Source organism: Kribbella sp. NPDC003557 (genome assembly GCF_040610805.1).
GTDB lineage: Bacteria > Actinomycetota > Actinomycetes > Propionibacteriales > Kribbellaceae > Kribbella.
Window position 1 is genome coordinate 424,001 of sequence record NZ_JBEXMY010000004.1, and the last position, 14,680, is coordinate 438,680.

The window sequence follows — 14,680 nt, forward strand, 5'->3', positions numbered from 1 at the left end:
GGAGTTTGTAGGGTTTTGTACGCTCACGGAACTTTCTCCTGCCCGCCCCCACCAGGAGCACGCCCATGAAGCTCTCTCGCCGTACCCTCCTCGCCGGCACCGCCGCAGCCGCCGCTCTGGCCGGCCGGTCCCAGTTCGCCTTCGCCGCCAGTCCCTCGGGCGACGTCGTCGGCAAAGTCACCGTCGGCTACCAGGGCTGGTTCGCCTGTGCCGGCGACGGTGCCCCGATCAACGGGTGGTGGCACTGGAGCCAGAACTGGGGGCAGCCGCCCTCGCCGACGAACACCGCGATCGTCAGCTGGCCCGACGTCCGCGACTTCACGGCCACGTACCAGACGGCGTACGCGAACCTCGGCAACGGCCAAGCCGCCCGGCTGTTCTCGTCGTACGACCAGCAGACCGTGAACACGCACTTCCAGTGGATGCAGCAGAACGGCTGCGACACGGCCGCGCTGCAGCGATTCAACCCGACCGGCGGCGAAGGGCCGACCCGGGACGCGATGGCCGCGAAGGTACGCCAGGCCGCGGAGCAGTGCGGCCGCAAGTTCTACATCATGTACGACGCGACCGCCTGGACGAACATGCAGTCGGAGATGAAGGCCGACTGGATCAACAAGATGCGCGCATACACGTCGTCACCGGCGTACGCGCGGCAGAACGGCAAGCCGGTCGTCTGTATCTGGGGCTTCGGTTTCAACGAAGCGAACAAGGCCTGGCCGGCGGATGTCTGCCTGGACGTCGTGAACTGGTTCAAAGGCCAGGGCTGCTACGTGATCGGCGGCGTCCCGACGCACTGGCTGCCGGGCAACGAGGACTCGCGGCCCGGGTACCTGGACGTGTACCACGCGTTCAACATGCTCTCGCCGTGGATGGTCGGGCGGATCAGCGACGTCGCGGGCGCCGATCACTACTACAACAACGTGAACCAGCAGGACCAGGCGGACTGCAACGCCCACGGCATCGACTACCAGCCGTGCGTCATCCCCGGCGACCTGCAGTCCGGGCACCGGCGGCACGGCGACCTGATGTGGCGCCAGTTCTACAACCTCACGCGCGTCGGCGTGCAGGGTCTGTACATCTCGATGTTCGACGAGTTCAACGAGGGCAACCAGATCGCCAAGACCGCGGAGACGGCCGCCTGGGTCCCGGCCGGCTCGGGGATCCGCGCGCTCGACGAGGACGGCACGGCCTGTTCCGCCGACTACTACCTGAGGCTGACCAACGACGGCGGCCGGATGTTCAAGGGCCAGGCGCCGCTGACCGCGACCCGACCGACTGTGCCGATGCCCGCACCGGGCGCCGGTGTGGTCTTCTACGAGCACGTGGACTACGGCGGCGCGTCCGGTGCTTCGCTTGCCAAGGGCAACTACACGCGAGCCCAGCTGCAGGCGGCCGGCATACCGGACAACTGGGCCTCGTCGGTGCGGGTGCCGGCCGGCTGGACGGTGACGGTCTACGCCGACGACAACTTCGGCGGGCAGTCATGGGTGCGCACGGCGGACACGCCGAACTTCGTCGCGCTGACGCCCAACGCCAACGACCAGCTGACGTCCTGCCGGATCTCCTAGAACAGCTCCATGCTGTCAGCGGTGGCCGTGATGACGGGGTTGTCGAAGTAGAGGCGGCAGGCGATCGCATGGCCGGTGCAGGTGAGCAGGGCCGGACCAGCGGCGTCGACGACCCGGTACGCGACCGGGTGCTCGCAGCGCTCGACCTCGCCCTCGTTCTCACGGCCGCAGCCGAGGACGTGGCAGGTGACCGTCTCGCCGACGTTCATCAGCGTCAGGCCGTGCTCGGGACAGACGCCCCAGCCGACGCCACACGCCTGTCCCTCGTTCGCGGCGAGGCGGACGAGCTTGCCCGCGGTGACCTCCAGCCGGCTGGCCAGGTCACGGAAGGTGGTCGCGGCCTGGTCGAGGTCGCGCCGGAACTTCCGCAGCTCCACGGACTCGGGCATGTTCTGGGTCGCGGCGTGCAGGTCCTCGGCGAGCGTCATCGCCGCGACCGCGATCTCGTCGACCCGGACCGGCGTGTTGAACTGCCGCAGCGTCGGACCGGACGTCTCCCGCGGCCGGTCCCGCACCTCGGACAGCCACTCCGACCGCGGCACGACATCCTTCGGCTGCTCCAGCTGGATCTCACCGACCTGCTGCCCCGGCTGCCACCCGGCCGGGGGGTCAAGGTGAGAGCTTGGTTGCGGAGCGTGACCGTTGGTGCCGTTCGCCGCTGGACTCCCGTTCGCCGGAAGCCGGCTTTCCTGCGCAGTCCGCCCGTTCATAGAGCCTCACTCGTCCCAGTCCCCTGTGGTGCCTCGGTGGCCGATCGTGCCATGCGTCCGGTACCCAGGACCAGAGGAAAAACGACAGCGTGACCCACCGCTCCCCCACTTTCGCAGACAGCAACGAACACCCCCAGCAAAACCGAGGATTCCCCGCCCGAGGGCCACCGAATCACACGGTTCGGGTTACACAACGCGATCTTTGCATTTCGGCACGGAACGTCGTCATCCGGTTGCTGTCAGGTGCCGGCGGAGGAAGTCCACGGTCCGGGTCCGGGCGTGGTACGCCGAGTTCGGCGGGTCCTCGCGCAGGTCCCGGGTCAGCACCGAGTGCGCGGAGCTCCCGTACCCGTCGGGATTGCCGGGAGCCGAGTCCAGTTCGATCACCTCGAACGCGTCGCCCAACTGCGCACGCAACGTGACGAACCGCTCGGCCGGCGACATCCGGTCCCGGCTGAACCGCAGCCCGAGGACGCAGAGCCCGTCGGTCCGGACCCGCTCCTTGACCGCCTCGAGTTCGCGCTCGGACAGGCCGGGGTCGCGCCGCAGCCCCGGGGTCACCGCGAACGGCGTCGACGGCTGGCTCAGGACCGGCGCCGTCACCACGTCCTCGACCGCGGTCGCGAGCGCGAAACCGCCGGTGAAGCACATCCCGATCACGCCCACCCCGCGGCCCGGCGTCCGCGCGGCCAGATCGGTCGCGACGGCGCGCAGGTACCTGGTGATCGGGCGCTCGGCGTTCGCCGCGAAGCACCGGAACTCTTTCGAGACGCACAGCCGGGCGATCACGCCCAGCGTGTAGCCGGGGGTCTCGGCGCGCCCCGGCGTACCGAACGGCGACGGGATCACGACGGTGAACCCCTCGCGCACCAGGTGCTCGCCGAACGCGGCCACCTCCGGCGTCAGCCCGGGGATCTCCGGGATCAGCACGACACCGGGCCCCTCGCCCTTCTCGAAGCAGTCGTAGGTCAGGCCGGCGCCGGTGAACGGCGCCCTTCGCCAGGAGGCCAGATCCGCGGTCATGGCGAGAAGCTTAGGGTCACGGCTCGCGCACGTCAGGGTGCGTAGCGTTGCACCGCTCCGCCGGTGGACAGGTCGACGAGGGTGTGGGCCAGGGATCGTGCGTCGGCGAGGATCTCGGCGAGGTCCATGGTCGTGAGTCGGCGGTCGCGAACCACGACCTGGCCGGCGACGAGAACCGTGACGACGTCGGAGGCCCGGACGGAATAGACGAGCGCGGCGCGTGGGTCGTGGAGCGGCTGGTTGTGGGGTGCGCTGAGGTCGACGAGGGCGATGTCGGCCTGCCGGCCCGGCTCGAGGACGCCGATGCGATCGGCGAGGCCGGCGGCCGCGGCACTGCCCCGCGTGGCGAGGCGGAGGGTGTCGGAGAGGGTCATCCATTCGGCGTCGTGTTCGCGCTGCTTCTGGGTGAGGGCGACCATGCGGATCGCTTCCCAGACGTCGAGCGTGTTGTGCACGGCGGCGCCGTCCGTGCCGATGCCGACGTCGACGCCTGCCGCGCGCAGCGCCTTGATCGGGGTGACTTCGCCCATCGCCAGCTTCAGATAGACCTTCGGGCAGGACGCGACGGCCGTACCGGCGTACCGCTCCAGGATCGGGAGGTCGTCCGCGCGGATCCCGCAGCCGTGCGCGACCAGGGCTCCGGCTTCGAGGACGCCGGTCCGTTCGAGCACCTGGATCGGCGTGACGCCGTGCTTGTCGAGCGAGGCCTGTGTCTGGTCGTCCGTCTCGGCTGCGTGCAGGTGGATCCGCAGGCCTTCCGCCCGCGCGAGGTCCGCCGTACGCCGTAGGTCGTCGTCGGTGACCGTGTATGTCGCGTGTGGCCCGAGACTCGCGGTGATCCGCGGGTGCTGGTGCGCGAGCTCCCGGGTCGTGTCGAAGGCCGCGCTGATGGCCTGCTCCCCTGCCGAGGAGAAGAACGTCGGCGCCAGGTCCGCACGAATCCCCGACTCGATCGCGGCCGCGGCGATCTGGTCGGCGTGGAAGTAGTGATCGACGAACGTCGTCACTCCCGCCAGCAGCATCTCCGCACAAGCCAGCCGAGCCCCGACCCGCACCCGCTCCGGCGTCAGATTCACCTCCATCGGCCAGACCCGCCGATTGAACCAATCCTCGATCGAGAGATCCTCCGCCGCCCCCCGCATCATCACCATCGGACTGTGCGTATGCGAGTTCACCAACCCAGGCACCGCGAACAACCCGGCCCCATCCACCACCTCGACAGCCGCACCACTCCCCCGATCACCCAGCGGATTCGCGTCGGGTGAGGTGGGGGTGATCGCCGCGATGCGGTCGTCTTCGACGTAGATGTCCTGCGCCTCGTCGACGTGGCACTCGCCCTGCTCGGGCACGACCAGGACGGACACGTTGCGGATCACCAAGCGCGACATTCATCCTCCAGGCAGGCCGGGTCCGTCGACGGACAGCAGTCTTGTGCATCCCCAGGTCCACCGGGTTCGTGAAGTCAGGGGAACAAATGTTCGAGTTTCGGGTATGGTGGGTCGCATGGGTGCTGATCTTCAGGGCTCGTTGCTGGACGCCTTCGCGGATCCGGAGTTGGGGCCGCTGGACGGGGTTGTGCGGACCGAGCTCGGGCGCGGGGCCTGGATCGACGTGCTTCCCGGGTGGTTGACGGGGGCCGACCAGGTGTACGAGCGGCTGGCTCGCGAGGTCCCGTGGCAGGCCGAGCGGCGGCAGATGTACGACCGGGTGGTCGACGTGCCCCGCCTGTTGTGCTTCTACGGCGAGACCGCGGAGCTGCCCCTGCCGATCCTCGACGAGGCGCGGGACGCGTTGAGCGCGCACTACACGGAGGAACTCGGCGAGCCGTTCCGTACGGCGGGGTTGTGCTACTACCGCGACGGCCGGGACAGCGTGGCCTGGCACGGCGACCGGATCGGGCGCGGCAACCACGAGGACACGATGGTCGCGATCCTGTCCGTCGGTGAGCCCCGAGTGCTCGCCCTACGACCACGCCCAGGCGGCTCCACCGGCCCAGTCAGCTCCGCGGTGCGCTACCCACTCGGCCACGGCGACCTGATCGTCATGGGCGGCTCCTGCCAACGCACCTGGGAACACGCCATCCCGAAAGCCACCGGCCGAGTAGGCCCCCGAATCAGCATCCAATTCCGCCCCCGCGGCGTCCGCTGACCACCCCCTCACCCAGGCACCAACGACAGCCAGCCGCAGCTGAGGTTGGCTGCCGGTCAAGCGGCGCAGGCCGGGTAGCCGCTTGGGTTAGGCGGCGGCTGCGGGAGTGATGGTGGCCGGGCGGTAGACGCCGTCCTTTGCGGCGACGTAGAAGCCGAGGAGGCGGATGCCGGCGGCGCGGCAGATGGCGGTGGCGGCTTGTGACCACTGGGTGTCCAAGTCGGTGAGGCGGGCGGGGCCGGGGCGGCCGAGGGCCAGGATGAGGGCTGTGCCGGGGGCGGTGCGGACCGCCGGGATGATCGGGTCCATGGCGGTCCCGCAGAGCTGGGCGGGGCTGGTGCCCGCCACGCGGGTCCAGCGGTCGGGTGGGGTGGTGACGCCACGCGGGATCGCGTCAGGTGGGATCGCGTCGGACCGGATGGCGCTGGACGAGATCGCGCCGGACCGGGTGCCGCCGGACGGGGTGCCGCCCGATGGGGTGGCGCCGGACGGGGTGGCGCCGGAGGGGGTGGCGTCGGGTGTGGTTGCCTCGGATGGGATGGCTTCGGGTGGGAGTTCGATGGTGACGGTGGCTTGGTAGTGGTTGGTGGGGTCGCAGATGAGGACCGTGAGGGTGCCTCGGTGGCGGTCGCCCAGGTTGACCATGAGGTCTACTACGTCGGCGGTGAAGGTGGGGTCGGTCAGGGGACGGTCGGGCCAGGTGGGTGGGAGGGATTCGAAGGTCATGCTGGTAAAGGTGCCGTGAATCCGAGGCCCGGTGGGGGTTGTCCACAGAGCTAATTGGCCCATGTTGTCGGAGTCAGAATGGATCTCTTGGTTGGGCCGCCGCGCGCCTAGGCTCAGACGCATGAGCAGCAGACTCGGGCAGATGCTTCCCCCGGCCGGCGCGCCGCGGGATCTCGCGATGGCGCAGTTGGCCAACTCGGTCGGCGACGGGGCGTTCGTCGTTACCTCGGCGTTGTTCTTCACCCGCGTGGTCGGCCTGTCGACCGCGGAGGTCGGGCTCGGGCTGACGATCGCCTGGCTGGTCGGATTCCTCGCGGGCGTCCCGCTCGGGAACCTCGCGGACCGCCGGGGAGCCCGCGGCACCGCGGTCCTGCTGGCGCTGACGACCGCGACGGCGGTGGCGTCGTTCCTGGTCGTCAGGAGCTTCGCCGGCTTCCTGATCGCCGCGATCATCTACGCCTGCAGCCAGACCGGCCTCACCGCGGCGCGGCAGGCCCTGCTCGCCGGCCTGGTCCGCCCGGCCGAGCGGACGAGGATCCGCGCGTTCCTCCAGTCCACCGTGAACGCCGGGCTCGCACTGGGCGCGCTCCTCGGCGGCGTCGCGCTCCGCTTCGACACCACCGCGGCGTACCTGGTCGTGTTCGCGGTCGACGCCCTCAGCTTCCTGATCGCGGCCGGGCTGCTGCGCCGGGTGCCGTCGATCGCGACCACACTCCGGGTCGCCGGCGAGCCGCGGCTGGCCGTGCTGCACGACCGCCCGTACGCCGTCCTCGCGCTGATCAACGCGGTGATGCTGCTCTTCATGCCGCTGATCAGCCTGGTCGGCCCGCTCTGGATCGTCACCCGGACGAACGCGCCGAGCTGGGTCGTCGCCTCGCTGATGATCGTCAACACCCTCGGTGTCACGCTCTTCCAGGTCCGGATCGCCAAGAGCGTCAAGGATCTCCGCACCGCGTCCCGAAGCGTCCGGTACGCCGGAGTCGCGATGCTGGCCGCCTGCGCCGTGTTCGCGACCACCGCCGCCGACCTGGGCGCTCCGGCCACCGCCGCCGTCCTCGTCCTGGCCGCCGCACTCCTGACCCTGGGCGAGATGAAGCTGGCCTCCGGCGCCTGGGAGATCAGCTTCGGACTGGCCCCGGCCGACAAGCAGGGCCAGTACCAGGGCTTCTTCGGCACCGGCCCCGCGATCGCCCGGATGCTCGGCCCGGCACTGCTCACCACGGTCGTCCTCGGCTGGGGCCCGATCGGCTGGCTGGCCGTCGGCGCACTGTTCCTGGGGACCAGTTGCGCGACTGGTCCCGCCGTACGATGGGCTGCGCGGACGAGGGCCGTCAACGAGGACGCCACGCCGTCGCTGGTAGAGGAGAACGCCGCCTGATGGAGATCCCCGGACTGGTCGAGATCACGACGTACGACGAACTGCGGGACGTCGTCCCGCAACCGCTGGCGGCCGCCGCCGGCAAGGCCCGCAAGGAGTTGCACGACCTCGACCGGGAGTGGCTCGCGGCCTCGCCGTTCTGCCTGATCGCCACCTCCGCGGACGACGGCACCTGCGACGTCTCCCCCAAGGGTGACCCGGCCGGGTTCACGAAGATCTTCGACAGCACCACGATCGCGATCCCGGAGCGGGCCGGCAACCGGCGGGTCGACGGGTTCACCAACATCCTCTCCAACCCGCACGTCGGGCTGATCTACTTCCTGCCGGGCCGCGGCGACACGCTGCGGATCAACGGCCGCGCCCGGATCGTCCGCGAGGCGCCGTTCTTCGACGAGATGGTGGTGAAGGGCAACCGCCCGCAGCTCGCCCTGCTGGTCGAGATCGAGGAGATCTTCCACCACTGCTCGAAGGCGTTCCTGCGGTCCCAGCTGTGGAAGCCCGAGACCTGGAACCCGGAGGCCATGCCGAGCCGCCCGCGGATCGCGAAGGCGCTGGAGCGGCCCGACGATGAGCTCGCGACGCTCGAGGAGTACTACGGGCAGGCGTACGAGGAGAAGATCTACAAGGTCAAGTACTGAACTACCGCGCCGGGCGCAGGCCGATGTACTCCGTGGCGACGATGACATCGCCCCCGCCCGGCCTCTACGGTTCCGTACTGTGAGCACGACAGCGGTGACCCCGACCCTCGGGGCACGAGTGCGCCGCGTGCTGCTGCCCGTGGCGCTGGCCGTGTTCTCGGTGGTCGGCACGTTCGGTGCGTCCCGCGGCCAGACCGACCGCCACGAGCCGGACTGGTTCATGGTGGTGCTGCTGCTGATCGGCTCGCTGTCGCTGTACTGGCTGTGGACGAAGCCGATCCCGGTGCTGTGGGCAACGGTCCTCTCGACGCTGGTCTACATGCTCCGCGAGTACCCGTGGGGCCCGGTCGTGTTCGCGTTCGTGATCGCCGTGTTCACCACGATCCGGCTCGGTCACCGGCTGGCGGGCTGGCTCGGGCTGATCACCCTGTACGTCGGCCATGTCGGCGGGCGGATGATCCTCGGCATCAACGAGCAGGGCGTCTACCAGGTGCTGCTCGTCGGCACATGCTTCTGTGTCCTCGGCTTCCTCGCCGAGCTCTTCCGCGCGCACCGCGACCGGGTGATGGCCGCCGCACGGACGCGGAAGGAGGAGGAGCTGCGCCGCGCCGGCGAGGAACGCCTGCGGATCGCGCAGGAGCTCCACGACGTCGTCGCGCACCACATCTCATTGATCAACGTGCAGGCGTCCACCGCGCTGCACCTCGTCGACCGGCAGCCCGAGCAGGCCGCCCCGGCGCTGTCCGCGATCAAGGACGCGAGCAAGGAGGCGCTGGTCGAGCTGCGGTCGATCGTCGGCGTCCTGCGGCAGTCCGACGAGTCGGCGCCGCGTCAGCCGGTCGCCGGACTCGATCACCTCGACCACCTGATCAGCCGCACCGAACGGGCCGGCCTCGACGTCCACAAGATCGTGCACGGCGATCCGCGGCCGCTGCCGGCCGGCCTCGACCGTGCCGCGTTCCGCATCGTCCAGGAGTCGCTGACGAACGTCGTACGGCACGCTCGGGCGACCTCGGCGACGGTCCGGATCCAGTACGGCGAACAGGCGCTGGTGCTGCAGGTCGACGACAACGGCGAGTCGCTGGCCGGACCGCCGATCGAAGGCAACGGCATCTCCGGGATGCGCGAACGTGCCACCGCGCTCGGCGGCACGCTGACCGCGAACCGCACGCCGGCCGGCGGCCTGCGGATCACGGCGACGCTCCCGCTGTAAGGCTCCTGTGGCCGGCTGTATCAGGGCAGCCGGACGTGCGACGGGTTCAGGTCGGCGACGCTGGAGACGCCGAGCAGAGCCATCGTGCGGCGTACCTCCTTGGTCAGGATGTCCGCGGCGCGGGCGACACCGCGCTGCCCGCCGGCCATCAGGCCGTACAGGTACGCGCGACCGACCAGGCAGGCGTCCGCACCCAGCGCGATCGCGGCGACGATGTCGGCGCCGGACATGATGCCGGTGTCGAGGTAGATCTCCGCGTCGCTGCCGACCGCCTTGCGGACGTCCGGCAGGATTCGCAGCGGCGTCGGCGCGCGGTCCAACTGCCGGCCGCCGTGGTTCGACAGCACGACCGCGTCCGCGCCGGCGTCGACGACCCGGCGGGCGTCCTCGACCGTCTGGATGCCCTTGACGATCAGCGGCCCGTCCCAGATCGAGCGCAGCCAGTTCAGGTCGTCGATCGTCATCGTCGGGTCGAACAGCTTGTCGAGCAGCTCCGCGACCGTGCCGTCCCACGTGGACAGCGACGCGAACGTCAACGGGCGGGTGGTCAGCAGGTTCGCCCACCAGGCCGGGTGCAGGGACGCGTCCAGGACGGTCTTCGCGGTCAGCGACGGCGGGATCGTGAAGCCGTTGCGGACGTCGCGGAGCCGGGCCCCGGCGACCGGTACGTCGACGGTCAGCATCAGCGCCTCGTACCCGGCGGCGGCCGACCGCTTCACCAGGTCCTCACCGGCTGTGCGGTCCTTCCACACGTACAGCTGGAACCACTTGCGCGCGTTCGGTGCCGCGGCGGCGACGTCCTCGATCGAGGTCGTACCCATCGTCGACAACGCGTACGGGATGCCGACCTGCTCGGCCACCTTCACGACCGCGCTCTCGCCCTCGTGGTTCATCATCCGGGTGAAGCCGGTCGGCGCGAACGCGAACGGCAGCTCGGAGCGGCCGCCCAGGATCGACGTCCCCAGGTCGATGTCGGAGACGTCGCGCAGGATCGACGGCTGCAGCTCCATCTCGGCGAACAGCCGGCGGGCCCGGCGCAGGCTGATCTCGGCCTCCGCGGCGCCGTCGGTGTAGTCGAACACCGACCGCGGCGTCCGGCGCTTCGCGATCCGGCGCAGGTCCGCGATCGTCAGGGCCTTCTCCAGCCGCCGCTCGGTCGCGTTCACCGTGATCGGCTTCGGCCGCAGCAACGGCTTCAACTCGGACCATTTGGGCATCTGGCGATCGGTCATCACGTCTCCCGGCTGATTCTGTGGTCGGACCACACCCTACCCTGTGGTCCGACCACACAGGTAGGGTGTCCACGTGAAGAACTACGAGCTGGTCCTGCACCGGGTCGAGGCCGATCTGGCGGCCGGGCGGCTGCGGATCGGCGGACGGCTGCCCGGCGAGCGGGCACTGGCCGAGCAGCTCGGGATCAGCCGGCCGTCGGTGCGCGAGGCGGTCCGGGTGCTGGAGGCGATGGGCGTGGTGCGGACCGCCACCGGGTCGGGGCCCGAGGCGGGCGCGGTGATCGTGGCGGAGCCGGTGTCGCCGCTGACCGCCGTACTGCGGTTGCATCTGGCAACCAATCACCTGCCGATGGGGGACGTCGTGCAGACCCGGCTGCTGCTGGAGTCCTGGTCGGCGCGGGAGGCGGCGGCGCGGGAGCTCGAGCCGGATGAGCTGAAGGTCGCCGAAGAGCTGCTCGACCGGATGGACGACGGCGGGTTGTCGCCGGAGGAGTTCCACGTGCTCGACGCGGAGTTCCACGTCGCGCTGTCCGGGCTGGCGGGGAACGTGCTGATCGCCGCGGTGATGACGTCGCTGCGGTCGGCGATCCACGGGTATGTGCTGGCCGCCGTACCGAATCTGCCGGACTGGGAGGCGACGGCGGTCGGGCTGCGGAGCGAGCACCGGGCGATCCTGGCGGCGGTGCGGGGCGGTGAGCCGGAGCGCGCGGCCGAGCTCGTGACCGCGCACATCCGGGGGTTCTACCAGGCGGCTCAGTTAGCACCGTTCGGCGGCGCTGAGGGCGGTGCGGCGCAGGCCGAGGATCACGACCGCGCCGACGACGAGGTGGAGTGAGGCGAGGCCGAGCTTGGCGCCGGGCCCGATGCCGTTGGTCAGCGGGCTGCCGAGTGAGGTGATGCAGACGATCGCGGCGACGACGGTCCAGATGTTCTGGGCCCGCGGCGTATGGCGCTCGAGGATCGCGAGCAGGCCCCAGCCGGCGAACGCGACGAACACGGTCGAGACGAACACGGCGGCGGCACCGATGTGCTGAGTGCCGCCTTGCCGGGCCTCCAGGGTGATGCCGGCGAGCGGCCCGAGAATCGCCCAATCAGCCAAGGCCGCAAGAGCCGCAACTCCCACAACAGCCAGCCGGCTACGCCCGGGAACACGACGAGGCGCAGCCGAGTCAGCAGGCAGAGCTGGTGCCGTGTGCGGCGGCTGGGAGCTGGGTTGGGGCGAGCGGTTCTGCATCGTGGGCTCCTGGGGTGTTGGGGTTGTGGGATCACCTTCTTGGGGAGTGGGTGGTGGTGGCATCGGTCGTGGGGCTGGGAGTGGCTGGTCGGAAGTCTGTGGGGGTTCGACTTTGGTCGGTGGTGGGGATCGCGGGTGACCGCCTAGGGTCGCGGCATGGAGGAGTGTGTGCCGCGGCGGCCGACGATGCGGGTTGAGGTGGTCGCGACGCTGGCGGTCGGGCTGCTGGTGGCGATGACGATCGTCGGGCGGCTGTCGGACCCGGAGCACGAGAAGTACCTGGTGCTCGACATCGCGGTCGGCATCGTCTCGGTCGCGCTGATCCCGGTGGTGATCCGCCGCCCGGTGCACGGCGCGGTGGCCCTCGCCGTACTGGCCGCCCTCTCCCCCGCCGCCACCCCGCCCTCCACCGTCGGCACGTTGTCCGTGGCGATGCGCCGCCCCTGGCGTACGGCGGCCCTGGTCGCCGCGCTCGGCACCGTGGCTCATCTGATCCAGGGCCTCTGGCAACCGATCCACGGCCTCCCGTTCCTGTGGTTCGCCGTGCTGGACGTGGTCGTCCACGCGGCGCTGCTGGGATGGGGCCAAGGAGTACAAGCCCGGCAGCAGCTGCTGGAGTCGCTGCGGGAACGCGCCCGGCGCGCGGAAGCCGAGCAGGGCCGCCGGGTCGCCGAGGCCCGCTCCCTCGAGCGCACGAAGATGGCCCGCGAGATGCACGACGTACTCGCCCATCGCCTCTCGCTGCTCGCGACGTACGCCGGCGCGCTCGAGTACCGCCCCGACTCGTCGCCGGAGAAGCTCGCCAAGGCGGCCGGCGTGATCCGGACCGGCGTCCACCAGGCGCTCGACGAGCTCCGCGAGGTGATCAACGTGCTCCGCGACGAGGACGTCTACGAGGGCCGGCCGCAGCCGACGTTCGGGGACCTGCGGGCGCTCGTCGACGAGTCCCGTGACGCCGGGACGACGATCGCGTACGACGACCGGGTCGCGGACCCCACATCGTTGCCGCCGGCAACCGGGCGGACGGCGTACCGGGTCGTCCAGGAGGGACTGACGAACGCCCGCAAGCACGCCGCGGGCCACCCGGTGACCGTGCTGGTCTCCGGTCACCCGGGCGACCGGCTGCGGATCGAGCTGACCAACCCGGCCTCGAACGGTACGCCGCTGGCTCCGGGGAGCGGGACCGGGCTGGTCGGGCTGACCGAGCGCGTCCAGCTCGCGGGCGGCACGCTGGACCACGGGCGGGTGCCCGGTGGCGGGTTCCGGCTGGAGGCCTCGCTACCGTGGCCCTCGTGAACATCCGGGTACTCGTGGTGGACGACGACGCGTTGGTGCGGGCCAGCCTCGAGATGATGCTCGACGGCGCGAACGGGATCTCCGTGGTCGGTCAGGCCGCCGACGGGGACGAGGTGCCGGCCGCGGTCGACGCGCACTTCCCGGACATCGTGCTGATGGACCTGCGGATGCCGCGCGTCGACGGGATCGTCGCGACCCGGCGGGTGCGGGCGCGGACGAATCCGCCCGAGGTCGTCGTACTCACCACGTTCGACACCGACGAGAACGTGCTGCACGCGCTCCGCGCCGGGGCGAGCGGGTTCCTGCTCAAGGACACGCCGCCGGCGCAGATCGTCGACGCCGTCCGCCGGGTCGCGGCCGGTGACCCGATCCTGTCGCCGGCGATCACCCGCCGGCTGATGGACCGCGCCGCCACACAGGCCGACGCGCACACGATCGCCCAGCAGAAGCTGGAGCGGCTGTCGCCCCGCGAGTACGACGTGATGCTCGCGGTCGCGCAGGGCAAGGCGAACGCGCAGATCGCGTCCGAGCTGTACATGAGCCTGGCGACGGTGAAGGCGCACATCTCGCACATCCTCACCAAACTCGAGCTCGGCAACCGCACGCAGATCGCGCTCCTCGCACATGACGCGGGGCTCGCATAGAGGACGCGCGGACAGGTGGTGCCGTCGCGAGCGACGTCCCGCGGAGTGCTGGGCAAGGCGGAGGAGGGAGACGGGACGGAGTCCCTTCGACCGACGACAACGCCGCCCAGCGCCCGCGGGGCGGCGCGGAGCAGGTGCCATCTGTCCGCGCGTCCTCTAGGCTCCAGCGCATGATTCGGGTGCTGCTGGCGGATGACCAGGCGTTGGTGCGGGCCGGGTTCCGGTCGTTGCTGAACGCCGAGGACGACATCACGGTGGTCGGCGAGGTTCCGGACGGCGCCGAGGCGGTCGTGGCCGCGCGGCGGGAGAAGCCGGACGTCGTACTGATGGACATCCGGATGCCGGGGACGGACGGGCTGGAGGCGACGCGGCAGATCGGCGCGGATCCCGAGCTGGCCGACGTCCATGTGGTGATCCTGACGACGTTCGACCTCGACGAGTACGTGTTCGAGGCGCTGCGGGTCGGGGCCAGCGGGTTCCTGGTGAAGGACACCGAGCCGGTCGAGCTGCTGCAGGCCGTGCGGGTGGTGGCGCGCGGGGACGCGCTGCTGTCCCCCGGGGTGACACGGCGGCTGGTGGCGGAGTTCGCGTCGCGCTCGCGGCAGCCGCACGCGAGCAAGGAACTCGACGTACTCACCGAGCGCGAGAAGGAGATCGTCGCGCTGGTCGGCGAGGGTTTGTCGAACGACGAGATCGCGGAGCGGCTGGTGCTCAGCCCCGCGACCGCGAAGACCCACGTCAGCCGGGCGATGATCAAGCTCGGCGTGCGCGACCGTGCCCAGCTGGTGGTGGTCGCGTACCAGACCGGGCTGGTCCGCCCCGGCTGGCTGGGTTGACCTTCCAGCCGCTCGAAGCCCGAGAGTGATGGCC

Annotated in this window: 15 protein-coding genes; 9 read left to right on the forward strand and 6 right to left on the reverse strand. The window is 70.6% G+C overall.

The features are described from left to right. Window positions 1-65 precede the first annotated feature (65 nt). On the forward strand, window positions 66-1,568 hold the full coding sequence (locus ABZW60_RS18490; RefSeq protein WP_355478284.1) for a lectin: 1,503 nt from the start codon (window positions 66-68) through the stop codon (window positions 1,566-1,568). Here the strand turns inward: ABZW60_RS18490 and ABZW60_RS18495 are convergent. From ABZW60_RS18495 to ABZW60_RS18505, 3 genes are all read right to left on the reverse strand, one after another. Next, entirely contained in the window at window positions 1,565-2,110 is a 546-nt protein-coding gene (locus ABZW60_RS18495) for a hypothetical protein (protein WP_355478285.1), read from the reverse strand. The two genes, ABZW60_RS18490 and ABZW60_RS18495, sit on opposite strands and share 4 nt — an antisense overlap. Window positions 2,111-2,503: 393 nt before the next feature. Then, complete coding sequence (locus ABZW60_RS18500; protein ID WP_355478287.1) at window positions 2,504-3,301, reverse strand: dienelactone hydrolase family protein; 798 nt, start codon at window positions 3,299-3,301, stop codon at window positions 2,504-2,506. A 32-nt stretch (window positions 3,302-3,333) separates the two neighbouring features. Continuing rightward, entirely contained in the window at window positions 3,334-4,689 is a 1,356-nt protein-coding gene (locus ABZW60_RS18505; RefSeq protein ID WP_355478288.1) for an amidohydrolase, read from the reverse strand. Window positions 4,690-4,804: 115 nt separating this feature from the next. On the opposite strand from ABZW60_RS18505, the gene ABZW60_RS18510 reads away from it, so the two are divergent. Continuing rightward, window positions 4,805-5,449: an alpha-ketoglutarate-dependent dioxygenase AlkB gene (locus ABZW60_RS18510; protein ID WP_355478290.1), complete on the forward strand. Its 645-nt coding sequence runs from the start codon at window positions 4,805-4,807 to the stop codon at window positions 5,447-5,449. An 87-nt stretch (window positions 5,450-5,536) separates the two neighbouring features. On the opposite strand, the gene ABZW60_RS18515 is transcribed toward ABZW60_RS18510, so the two are convergent. Next, entirely contained in the window at window positions 5,537-6,175 is a 639-nt protein-coding gene (locus tag ABZW60_RS18515; RefSeq protein WP_355478292.1) for a hypothetical protein, read from the reverse strand. Between the two features lie 121 nt (window positions 6,176-6,296). On the opposite strand from ABZW60_RS18515, the gene ABZW60_RS18520 reads away from it, so the two are divergent. From ABZW60_RS18520 to ABZW60_RS18530, 3 genes are all read left to right on the forward strand, one after another. After that, on the forward strand, window positions 6,297-7,553 hold the full coding sequence (locus ABZW60_RS18520) for an MFS transporter (RefSeq protein ID WP_355478294.1): 1,257 nt from the start codon (window positions 6,297-6,299) through the stop codon (window positions 7,551-7,553). Next, a complete protein-coding gene (locus ABZW60_RS18525; protein WP_355478296.1) occupies window positions 7,553-8,191 on the forward strand; it encodes a pyridoxamine 5'-phosphate oxidase family protein in 639 nt (212 codons plus the stop codon). The genes ABZW60_RS18520 and ABZW60_RS18525 overlap by 1 nt, the downstream gene beginning before the upstream one ends. Window positions 8,192-8,270: 79 nt before the next feature. After that, window positions 8,271-9,404, forward strand: coding sequence for a sensor histidine kinase (locus ABZW60_RS18530; protein ID WP_355478297.1), 1,134 nt, complete (start codon window positions 8,271-8,273; stop codon window positions 9,402-9,404). A 20-nt stretch (window positions 9,405-9,424) separates the two neighbouring features. Here ABZW60_RS18530 and ABZW60_RS18535 read toward each other — a convergent pair whose 3' ends face one another. Continuing rightward, a complete protein-coding gene (locus ABZW60_RS18535) occupies window positions 9,425-10,636 on the reverse strand; it encodes an alpha-hydroxy acid oxidase (protein ID WP_355478299.1) in 1,212 nt (403 codons plus the stop codon). 73 nt (window positions 10,637-10,709) lie between these two features. Between ABZW60_RS18535 and ABZW60_RS18540 the strand changes: the two genes are divergently transcribed. Then, window positions 10,710-11,471 carry an FCD domain-containing protein gene (locus tag ABZW60_RS18540; protein ID WP_355478301.1) on the forward strand — a complete coding sequence of 254 codons (762 nt, stop codon included), beginning with the start codon at window positions 10,710-10,712 and terminating at the stop codon, window positions 11,469-11,471. Here ABZW60_RS18540 and ABZW60_RS18545 read toward each other — a convergent pair. Next, a complete protein-coding gene (locus tag ABZW60_RS18545; RefSeq protein WP_355478302.1) occupies window positions 11,394-11,735 on the reverse strand; it encodes a DUF6069 family protein in 342 nt (113 codons plus the stop codon). The two genes, ABZW60_RS18540 and ABZW60_RS18545, sit on opposite strands and share 78 nt — an antisense overlap. 291 nt (window positions 11,736-12,026) lie before the next feature. On the opposite strand from ABZW60_RS18545, the gene ABZW60_RS18550 reads away from it, so the two are divergent. From ABZW60_RS18550 to ABZW60_RS18560, 3 genes are all read left to right on the forward strand, one after another. After that, window positions 12,027-13,166, forward strand: coding sequence for a histidine kinase (locus ABZW60_RS18550; RefSeq protein ID WP_355478304.1), 1,140 nt, complete (start codon window positions 12,027-12,029; stop codon window positions 13,164-13,166). Further along, complete coding sequence (locus tag ABZW60_RS18555; protein WP_355478306.1) at window positions 13,163-13,810, forward strand: response regulator transcription factor; 648 nt, start codon at window positions 13,163-13,165, stop codon at window positions 13,808-13,810. The genes ABZW60_RS18550 and ABZW60_RS18555 overlap by 4 nt, the downstream gene beginning before the upstream one ends. Window positions 13,811-13,980: 170 nt before the next feature. Further along, the gene (locus tag ABZW60_RS18560; RefSeq protein WP_355478307.1) at window positions 13,981-14,646 is read left to right on the forward strand and encodes a response regulator transcription factor; all 666 of its coding nucleotides are present in this window, start codon (window positions 13,981-13,983) and stop codon (window positions 14,644-14,646) included. Window positions 14,647-14,680: the final 34 nt, after the last annotated feature.

Coding starts and splice junctions, on each gene's coding strand:
- ABZW60_RS18490 (WP_355478284.1), top strand. CDS start 66: ATGAAGCTCTCTCGCCGTACCCTCCTCGCCGGCACCGCCGCAGCCGCC.
- ABZW60_RS18500 (WP_355478287.1), bottom strand. CDS start 3,301: ATGACCGCGGATCTGGCCTCCTGGCGAAGGGCGCCGTTCACCGGCGCC.
- ABZW60_RS18505 (WP_355478288.1), bottom strand. CDS start 4,689: ATGTCGCGCTTGGTGATCCGCAACGTGTCCGTCCTGGTCGTGCCCGAG.
- ABZW60_RS18510 (WP_355478290.1), top strand. CDS start 4,805: ATGGGTGCTGATCTTCAGGGCTCGTTGCTGGACGCCTTCGCGGATCCG.
- ABZW60_RS18515 (WP_355478292.1), bottom strand. CDS start 6,175: ATGACCTTCGAATCCCTCCCACCCACCTGGCCCGACCGTCCCCTGACC.
- ABZW60_RS18520 (WP_355478294.1), top strand. CDS start 6,297: ATGAGCAGCAGACTCGGGCAGATGCTTCCCCCGGCCGGCGCGCCGCGG.
- ABZW60_RS18525 (WP_355478296.1), top strand. CDS start 7,553: ATGGAGATCCCCGGACTGGTCGAGATCACGACGTACGACGAACTGCGG.
- ABZW60_RS18535 (WP_355478299.1), bottom strand. CDS start 10,636: ATGACCGATCGCCAGATGCCCAAATGGTCCGAGTTGAAGCCGTTGCTG.
- ABZW60_RS18550 (WP_355478304.1), top strand. CDS start 12,027: ATGGAGGAGTGTGTGCCGCGGCGGCCGACGATGCGGGTTGAGGTGGTC.
- ABZW60_RS18560 (WP_355478307.1), top strand. CDS start 13,981: ATGATTCGGGTGCTGCTGGCGGATGACCAGGCGTTGGTGCGGGCCGGG.